General features: G+C 55.9%; 5 protein-coding genes. All 5 read right to left on the bottom strand.

Features of this window, described 5'->3' with window-relative positions:
* Positions 1 to 57 precede the first annotated feature (57 nt).
* Positions 58 to 3546, bottom strand: a complete 3489-nt coding sequence (locus E1H13_RS15700) for a GAF domain-containing protein (protein WP_169614359.1) — start codon at positions 3544 to 3546, stop codon at positions 58 to 60.
* Between the two features lie 38 nt (positions 3547 to 3584).
* Entirely contained in the window at positions 3585 to 4094 is a 510-nt protein-coding gene (locus E1H13_RS15705) for a chemotaxis protein CheW (protein WP_169614361.1), read from the bottom strand.
* Positions 4091 to 4477, bottom strand: coding sequence for a response regulator (locus E1H13_RS15710; protein ID WP_169614363.1), 387 nt, complete (start codon positions 4475 to 4477; stop codon positions 4091 to 4093). Before E1H13_RS15710 ends, E1H13_RS15705 begins: the two co-directional genes overlap by 4 nt.
* Before the next feature lie 148 nt (positions 4478 to 4625).
* Positions 4626 to 5633, bottom strand: a complete 1008-nt coding sequence (locus tag E1H13_RS15715) for a response regulator (RefSeq protein WP_240966662.1) — start codon at positions 5631 to 5633, stop codon at positions 4626 to 4628.
* A gap of 663 nt (positions 5634 to 6296) precedes the next feature.
* A complete protein-coding gene (gene bcsA, locus E1H13_RS15720; protein ID WP_169614366.1) occupies positions 6297 to 8846 on the bottom strand; it encodes a UDP-forming cellulose synthase catalytic subunit in 2550 nt (849 codons plus the stop codon).
* Between the last annotated feature and the right edge of the window lie 91 nt (positions 8847 to 8937).

Raw genomic sequence — 8937 nt, forward strand, 5'->3', positions numbered from 1 at the left:
AGGGTGCTGAGGGCTTAGGGAGTAAGGGATTGGGCCTACCGCAGTGGGCCCAATCCCTTACTCCTCGCCGATCTTAAAGGTGCCTACCGCCGCCTGGAGAGATTTGGCCACATCCACGGTCTGCCGCAGGGAGCTGGAAATCTTCAGGGAAGATTTTGAGGTGTGCGCGGACTCTTGGGCGATCGCCTGCATCAGCTGGGTCACGGTTTCCGAGATTTCCACCTGGGAGACGGTGGCGGTGGAAATGGACTGCACCAGTTGGTCAATTTGCTGGGATACCTCTAAAATCCGACCCAGACTATGCTTGGCGTCTTCCACCAGGCGGGTACCGGACACCACCTCGGTGGTGCTTTGGTCCATGGCGTCGACCACCTCGGCGGTTTCCCGCTGGATGGTTTCTACGATCCGCTCAATTTCCTTGGTGGCTTCGGCAGAGCGGGCGGCTAGTTCCCCGACTTCTTCAGCTACGACCGCAAAGCCCTGGCCTTCTTCCCCAGCCCGGGCAGCCTCGATCCCGGCATTGATGGCCAGCAGGTTGGTTTGCATGGCGATCTGGTTAATCAGCGACACCGCCTTGGAAATTTGCTGGGAGGATTCCCCGAGGCGTTTCACCTTTTTAGAGGTTTCGCCAATAATTTCCCGCAGGCTGAGGATATTCTGCACCGTCAAATCCATCGCTTTGCCGCTGGTTTCGGCGGTGGTCGAGGCGCTGTTGGCCACCACGGCCGCCTGCTGGGCACTGGCGGCCACCTGCTGAATCGAGGCGGTCATGGTTTCCACTGAGGTCAGGGTTTGGGTCACCTCGTCCGCCTGGCGCAGAGCCTCGGTGGCCAGAGCCTGAATCGCCCCTTCGTTTTCCCCCAGGGAGGCGTTCACCTGCTCGGCAGAGGTCTTCACCTTGGTGACAATTTGCCGCAGGCTTTCCACAATCGAGTTGAAAAAGTCGGCGACGGTACCAATTTCCCCAGCGGTGACATCGGCCCGCACGGTCAGATCCCCGGCGGAGGCCCCTTCCACCTCGCTGAGTAGCTCCACCAGCTGCATCTGAAGGGCTTCTTGCTTTTGGCGCCGCTCTTCAGACAGCTGTTCGGTTTGGGCAAACAGTTCTGCTTGCTCTAGGGCAAAGCCGAGCTGCACGCCCACCTGCCGTAAGAAGCTGATCTCCATCGCATCCCACTGGCGGGGACCACTGCACTGGTGGGCAATCAGGAGGCCCATCAGTCGCTCGTTGACCACAATCGGGGCCACCAGGTTAGCTTTGACATGGTACTGCTCAAGCTGTTTGATGTGGCACTCGGTTAGGCCAGCCTCATAGAGGTTTGCGGTGGCCTGTACCCGGCCCTGGCGGTACTGCTCGACGTATTTATCTTTAAAGCAGGGGTCGTAGAGGTCGCTGCCCAGGGCGGCGGGCCAACCCTGCTCTACCGATTCGGCCACAAAGGTGCCCTTCCAGGTCTCGTCAAACTTGTAGATCACTACTCGGTCAGTAGCCAGGGCGCGGCGGCTTTCGGTGACGGCGGCTTGGTAAATCCGCTCTGTTTCTAGGCTTTCCCGCAGGCGAGACACCAGTTCATTTAGCTGACGCTCGCGGGTGGCGCTAAGCTCTTGCTGCTGCAACAAACGGGCCTGGCTGAGGGCATAGCCAATTTGCACAGCCACCTGCTGCATTAGGTCAATTTCTGCGTCGCTCCACTGGCGGGGGCGATCGCACTGGTGGGCACACAGCAGGCCAATCAACTCATCCCCAGTCATCAGCGGGGCCACCATATTGGCTTGTACCCCAAGCCTTTCTAAAATGTCGCAGTGGCAGTGGGAAATGTCGGCCTGAGCCCGGTCTTCCATGGTGGTTACTCGCCCGGCGTAGTAGCGCTCCAGGGCCTCGGGGGTAAGAGGATCCTGGATGGTTTGGCCCATGGCCCGCGTCCAACCACGACCGACGGACTCAGCGGTGATCTCCCCCGCCTTATAGTCTGGGTGAAAGCGGTAGATCAGCACCCGATCGACCCCTAAGACCTCCCGCAGGCCATCCACAGAGGTATTGAGAATGGTGACCTCACTCAGGGACTGACGAATGCGGCTGGTCAGATCGGCTAGCAGATTAGCCTGGGCGGCACTGCGCTGCTCTTTTTCTCCCTGCTGTCGTAGCAGCGTTTCAGACTGGTTAATGTTTTCGGCCAGGTGGTTAAACACCTGGGCCACCTGACCCACTTCATCGGTGGCAAATACGTCGGCTCGGGCCTGGCGATCGCCCATGCCAAATTTCCAGGCAGCATGTTGTAGGTTTTTCATCGGTCGCAGCATCGACCGTCCCAGCAGGGCAGCCAGGACCACGTCGGCCCCCAGGGCAAGCAGGGCAATTAACATTTGCAACCGCAGACTGTCGGCAATCAGGGCGTTGAGGGCGGTTTCTGAGGTGCCTCGCACCATCACGGCGACGGGCTCACCATTAAAGTCAGCAATGGTGCGGGCGGCCAGGGTGTAGGTGGTGCCATTGATCTGATCGCGCAGGCTGACATCTTCGCCGGGGTTTGCCAGGGCTTCGTTCAACAGGGCCGGGTGGTCGAGGGCAACATCGGCCGCGGCAGCGTCTACATCGGGATTGTCCTGGGCATAGAGGGAGGTGGCCACGGCCATGTCGCCATCAGCTTGAATTTGGTACAAGGCACTATAGCCGTTACCAAAAGGAGCGATCGCCCCCCGGGGAATCACAGCTTTACCGTTGACAATATCGCCGGATACCAGCGCCCCCACCACATCCCCAGACTCGGGATCGGTGACGGGGGTAACGGTATAGCGCACCAGGGCATCCTGGTTGGCAAAGCCATCGGGCAGGGGCGGGTTTTCGTTCTGCAATTCCTCCCAACTAACAATGGCACTGGTCTTAATCTGGCGAGGGTTTTGCAGCACGGTACCCACCAGGCCGTTGGGGTCAAAGACTTGGCCGCTGCGATCGCGGTTGGCATTGGCCAAAATGGTGCGATCGGTACCTACCAGGGTGGCATATTCGATATTACGGGCGTTGATTTCATTTTCTAGAATTTGCTGCACCGCCGCGATCGCCTCTGAGGACACCGTCTGACCATTGGCATCGGCCGTGGCTACATCAATAATCGCCCGGTTGTCAGACTGTCCTCGAAAGCCAAAGCCCATCTGGTCAATCTTGATGTTGTACTCAATGTCAGTGACCGCCAGTTCCGCCTGGGCCTGGTTCAGCAGTTGGCTACGACCGCTAGAGACAATCAAAAACGAGCCCACTCCCACCAACCCCAGCACCGAAATCACCTCAGAGGTAAACAGGCCAGTCAACTGCTTTTGCCGCACCGTGAGGTTATTAAACCACTGCATCCAGCCAAATCTAGCCCGATGGGTGACCTTAACCGGGCTATTGCCATCCACCCCATAGACCACACCACGGTACCGAAGGTCCTGGCCCTGGTCTGGGGCATTCGGCGTCCAAGCTTCGAGGGGTGCCCCCTCTGGTTGGGCCCCATTACCAGAGCCATTGGGGGGAGACTGTTGAGCGGAGGGGCGGAAATCCGTGGTCATGGGTCAACTACCTTGTGAACTACAGCGGGAAAAATACATTAGCTAGCTTGCAGGGCCGGGGCTCGCAGAATGGCATCTGCATCCAACACCAGCAACACCTCCCCCGCCTGGAGAACACAGCCCCGTAAAAAGGGCACTAGGGAAAGGGGCACATGGTTGGGGGGTGGCTGAATTTGGCTTAGAGAAGTGGCAAAGATGCCGTCAATGTGGTCGACGCGCAACCCCAGTAACACGGAGCCGGTTTGCATCAACACCAGGTTGTATTGCTGCGAGTTGGGGTAAGCCACCGGCAGCCCCAGCAACAGCGCTAAATCAACGACCCACAGCACCTGGCTACGTCGGTTGATTAGCCCCAGTAGAGCTGGAGGCATATTAGGCATGGGGGTAATCCGGGCGGCTGCCGTTGTCACCGCTTCTTGCACCTGGTGGGTGGGCAATAAGGCCGCCTGGGAGCCCAGACTAAACCGTAAAAAAGACTGGGCTGCGGCAGCCAGCGCTGTGCTGGTACTGGTATGTCCGGGGGACGGGGTTAGCGATAGGTCACTCATCGATTCACCCGCATCACGGCCGTCACCGCCTGGATCAGCTGATCGCGGGTGTAGGGCTTGGTCAGGTAAGCATCGGCCCCCTGGCGCATGCCCCATAGGCGATCAATATCTTGATTTTTAGAGGTACAAATCACAATCGGTACGTGGGCCGTTTCCGACTGTTTTTTCAGGCTGCGACACAGTTCAAAACCACTCATGCCTGGCATCACCACATCGGTCACAATTACATCAGGGTGATGCTGCGCCGCTTTATCTAAGGCTTCCTGGGCCGTGGCGGCACTAATCACGGTGCAGCCGCTATCTCGAAGATAATGCACCATCAGCTCCATTTCTGAGGGGGTGTCTTCAACCACTAAAATGGTGCCTGTCAGGGTTGTTTGCATAGCTATTTTACCTAGGTACTCAAGAGAAGTTTGTAAATGCTAATGACGCTTTTATTTAGAGACTTTGCGCATTAGAAATCTGGCGTTCACTACTCACTTACTAGAACAAACGTGAGATCAAATCTAAAAAAAATGACATAGTTAATGCTTAGTTCAAATGTTTGAAGATGATTTTTAGCAAATCAGATTGACCAAAGGGTTTGGTTAAGTAGCCCGAGGCTCTAACCAATTTGGCCTTGGCGCGATCGATAAACCCAGTATTGCCGGTCACCATAATAATTGGGGTATTTTTGAAGTCTGGATGGCGCCGCAGTAACGAGCACAACTCATAGCCATCTAGATTAGGCATTGTGACATCAAGCAAGATTAAATCAGGCCGATTACGGATGACCTGCATCAGGGCCTTAACCGGGTCGTCAATCATAATCACTGAAAACATTTTGTCATCTAAAAATCCTTCAATGGCCCGCAGCACCGTGGGGCTATCGTCGATACAGGCTATGGTGTAGCTGGTTTTAGTGCTGGGCTTGACCGGAGCGGCTGGGGGGGGTGACGGCTGCACTGGCGTGGCTACGGGGGCCTCAACCCGGGGGACAGGGGGACGCTGCAACCAACCGTTTCGGGCCTGACTACCTGATCCATTGCGCTGCTTTAGACGGGTGTAGCACTCCTCTACCGTGGCCCTCAGGTTTAGCCGACAGTACCGGGGGGTGTTCCCCAGCGTGGTGCCGTCGAGCAGTTCGTAGTTGCCCTGGCGCACCTCTAAAAAGGCTTCTAATACCTCCTTTGACAGGTTTTCTACTAGGGTTGCGGCCTGGTTGGGGGGCAAGTGTTGTTGATCCACTAACCAACAAATGGCCTGATAGTCAGCCATGGCTTCGGCATGGGTGGCCCGTTGCTCAAACAGCAGCCTCACCTGGACTCGCACGGCACTGACTAAGTTGGGCACTTGCAGACTCATTCGTCGCAAATGGTGATCCAATCGGTCAAAGGCACGATCGGCAGTAGAGACATAGTTAAGCTGTCCGTTCTCTAAGCACAGTAGCCAAGTGTTTGTGGCGGTTGTAACTTTTAAACAACCAGTGACCTGGCGGCTGCTAATTTGGGCTAGCAAGCTTAACGGATGTAAGGGGGGAGATGAAGATAGAGAAGCCATGGGAACGGTGTTTAAAAGCGGTTGCTGCATAGCCATTACAAACGTCACAATAGAGGAAGTACAGGGCACCGCTGACCCAGGCCAGCTATTAACCAGCCTGTGTGAGCAACCCACTGAAAGTATTCCATTAGGCTGAACCTTATCCACGCTCAGAAGGGGTTTGCCTTTGCAAAAATTCCTAAGCCTTATCGAGTCTAGACATGTGGTTTTATCTGGGATAAAACTACAGAATCTGAGCTAGATTCGGTTGCTTCTGAGCTGGACTTAGGCCAGGACTGATATCCTTAAAAAATGAAGACCCTGATGGAAGGGGCGGGATATCTAACATTGACACTTGCCTAAATTAGTAGGGTTTAGGATGATATTTTTGCCAAGGTTTGACCCTTGAAAATTGTCTAAGAAACCTAAACGTTGTAATTTCAGGCTTGCATTACTAGTAGATATAACCCCTGTGAACCATAAATGTCAGCATTAATTTAGAGCTGATATACATCTAAAATAGCTGTCGGCAATGGTTCTAAGTAGTGTCGATAATCAGGAATGAAGCGCTTAACCGTTGCCTTTCAAGTATTATAACAAGGTGTTTTGAGTAAACCATAAATGCTAGATAAACTCTAGAATTATGGGTGGTAATTATATAAAGGCAAAATAAAGATAATAGGTTCAGGTTAATGTCCTGAGAATGGTTTTAATTTTGCGTTGTTGCTGGTGGGCCAATGCTTCGGGAAAGCTAAGCTCTAGGAGCAGTTTAGTTTGCTCTGGATTGGGATGGGGCAATGTAGTCGCCTGGGTGACCTGGGCCACCAGGCTTTGGGCCACAGATAGTTCGCCCCTGGGCGGAAACAACAGCCCCACGGTGGGGAAGGTTTCGGCTAGGGTTGCCTGGTCTAGTTCTGCCAGCCCCTGCACGGCCAACCGCAGATCGCCAGTGCCCATCTCGACGACCCAGGCTGGGTAGCTGTCATGGTGCCAGCCTTCCCAGGTGAGATGCACCTCGGCGTTGACCTGTTTGCGTACCTTGACCTCATCGGCGGGCTGAAAGTCGGTAAACACCCGCCACAGACTGGTGGCAATAAAGGTCAGCGATCGCAGCGGCTTGTCTACCTGGCTGCGATTTTGGGAGTACCATTGCTGCACATCGGAATACAGCACCAGGACTAGATCGTCCGCCTGACTGGGGCTGACGTTAATAAAATCAAGAAATAGTTCGGTTTCCAGGCGACTGGTAGCAGTGGCTCGGACAATATGGGCTTCGAGCAAGGCCCGTCCATCATAGTCTCCCACTAACTCTACCCAGACCTGGTCGGCCACGTTGGGCCATTCATCCAGGCGGACTTGGGCCCCAGATTCGCTGACATTGATGGTTTGGCCTGGCCAACTCCGTCCTTCGCTGTGAATAATGGCGGTCAGTTGCCGGGGTAGGCGGTGGGCCCGGCGCAGTTGAGGTTGTTCTAGGGCCACCAAACAAGCGGATGAAACTAACACCAGGTTGAAGCTGCACCACAGGGCATTAATCAAAACCGCCTGGGTATCTTCGGGGCTGAGCAACAGCCAAAAGGGTACGGCGACCAACGAGGCGGCGGTCAGCACTCCCAGGACCAGCAGATAGCGGACGCTGTGGGTGTCAAAGGTGCGCTGGTTCACCGTTAGCCCCTTGGCGGTGACGTTAAACTGACCTAGGCCAGGGTTAATCAGCGCCAGCAGGGTGACAATGCCCGCCTGAAACGACATGGCGAATTCATAAATCTCATTCCAGAAGGAAAACCGCACCCGCTTGTAGGGAATGTGGTTGGCCTGCATGGACAGCACAATGTGGGGCAGCGCATAGAGCAAGGTTTCTACCCCCAACCCCTTTACTGAGTTAATGCTGAACAGGAGAAACAGGGCCGGGGCGATCGCATACATCAGCCGCGGAAAGCCAAAGAAAAAGTGGGAGGTGGCGCTAAAGTAGCAGATGCGCTGGGCCCAGCTCAGATTCAGGCGGCGGTTAAACAGAGGATTTTCCAGTCGCAAAATTTGGGCCATCCCCCGGGCCCAACGCACCTGCTGCCCCACATAGGCGGCAAACTTTTCGGGCGCCAGGCCAGCCACCATGATTTTGTCGTAGTAGATGGTGCGATAGCCCTGGGAATGGAGCCGCAGGGAGGTATGGCAGTCTTCGGTGACGGTTTCGGTGGCAATCCCCCCCACTTCTAGGAGATAGCTGCGCCGCACCACCGCTGCCGAACCACAAAAGAAGGTGGCATTCCAGGCGTCGTTCCCTTTTTGCAGCACCTTATAAAACAGCTCGTTACCGACGGGCACCTGCCCCTGGGTTAGCAGGTTGCGTTCAAATGGGTCGGGGTTATAGAACCAGTGGGGGGTCTGCACCAGTGCCACCAAAGGATCGGTAAAGAAGCCCACGGTGTCTTGCAAAAAGCCCCGCACAGGCATGTGGTCGCAGTCCAGAATTAACACCAGGTCGCCGTGGGTGCGCCCCAGGGCACAGTTGATGTTGCCTGCCTTAGCATGGTCGTTATTGTCTCGGGTCAGCAGGGTTGCCCCCAGCTCTTCGCACATCGCGGCCAGGGCCGCCCGCCGCTCCGGATATTTGCGGCCGTCGTCTAGTACATAGACCTGCTTTTTAGCGCGGGGGTAGTCAATGGCTACCGCTGCCAGCACGGTTTTGCGGACAATGCCCACATCTTCGTCATAGGTGGGGATGTAAACATCCACTGTGGGCCATTGTTCTGGGGGAATGGTCTGGAGGCTGATGGGAGTGCGATCGCGCAGCCGCAGGGTCTGAAAATAGGACAAAAACAGGGTTCCCAGAGCGTACAGCTCTGCCCCATACAGCAGTAGGGAAAAGGTGCCATCCAGCGGGGTGGCAAAGTTGAGGGTGTAGACCGTGCGGTAGTAGAGGTAACGGACGGTGGTGAGCACACTCAGCACCACCATCAACAGATGCAGCCGCTCTCGGGTTGTGCTGGTTTGGGCATGGGCATCTTCCAATTGCAAGATGCCATACCCCAGCCCAATCAGCAGCACAGCCACCAGCCCCTGCTGCCAAATGGCCAGCTGCACCATCACCAGAGGGCGGGCCAACAGCCCGAGGCATAACAACAAGAGCAATAGCTGACGACGACCCAGGAAACGGGTTAGGGCCTCCATGCGATCGGGCAGGGTTTTGGTCAGCCAGTGCATTAGTGGGGGGGCGGGGTTGGGGTGGAGCATGGGGAGAGGGGGGAGATGGGGAGATGGGGAGATGGGGAGATGGGGGAGTGATGGAGTGGGGGAGAGGGGGAGAGGGGGAGAGGGGGAGATG

Origin of the sequence: Nodosilinea sp. P-1105 (assembly GCF_012911975.1) — a bacterium.
GTDB lineage: Bacteria > Cyanobacteriota > Cyanobacteriia > Phormidesmidales > Phormidesmidaceae > Nodosilinea.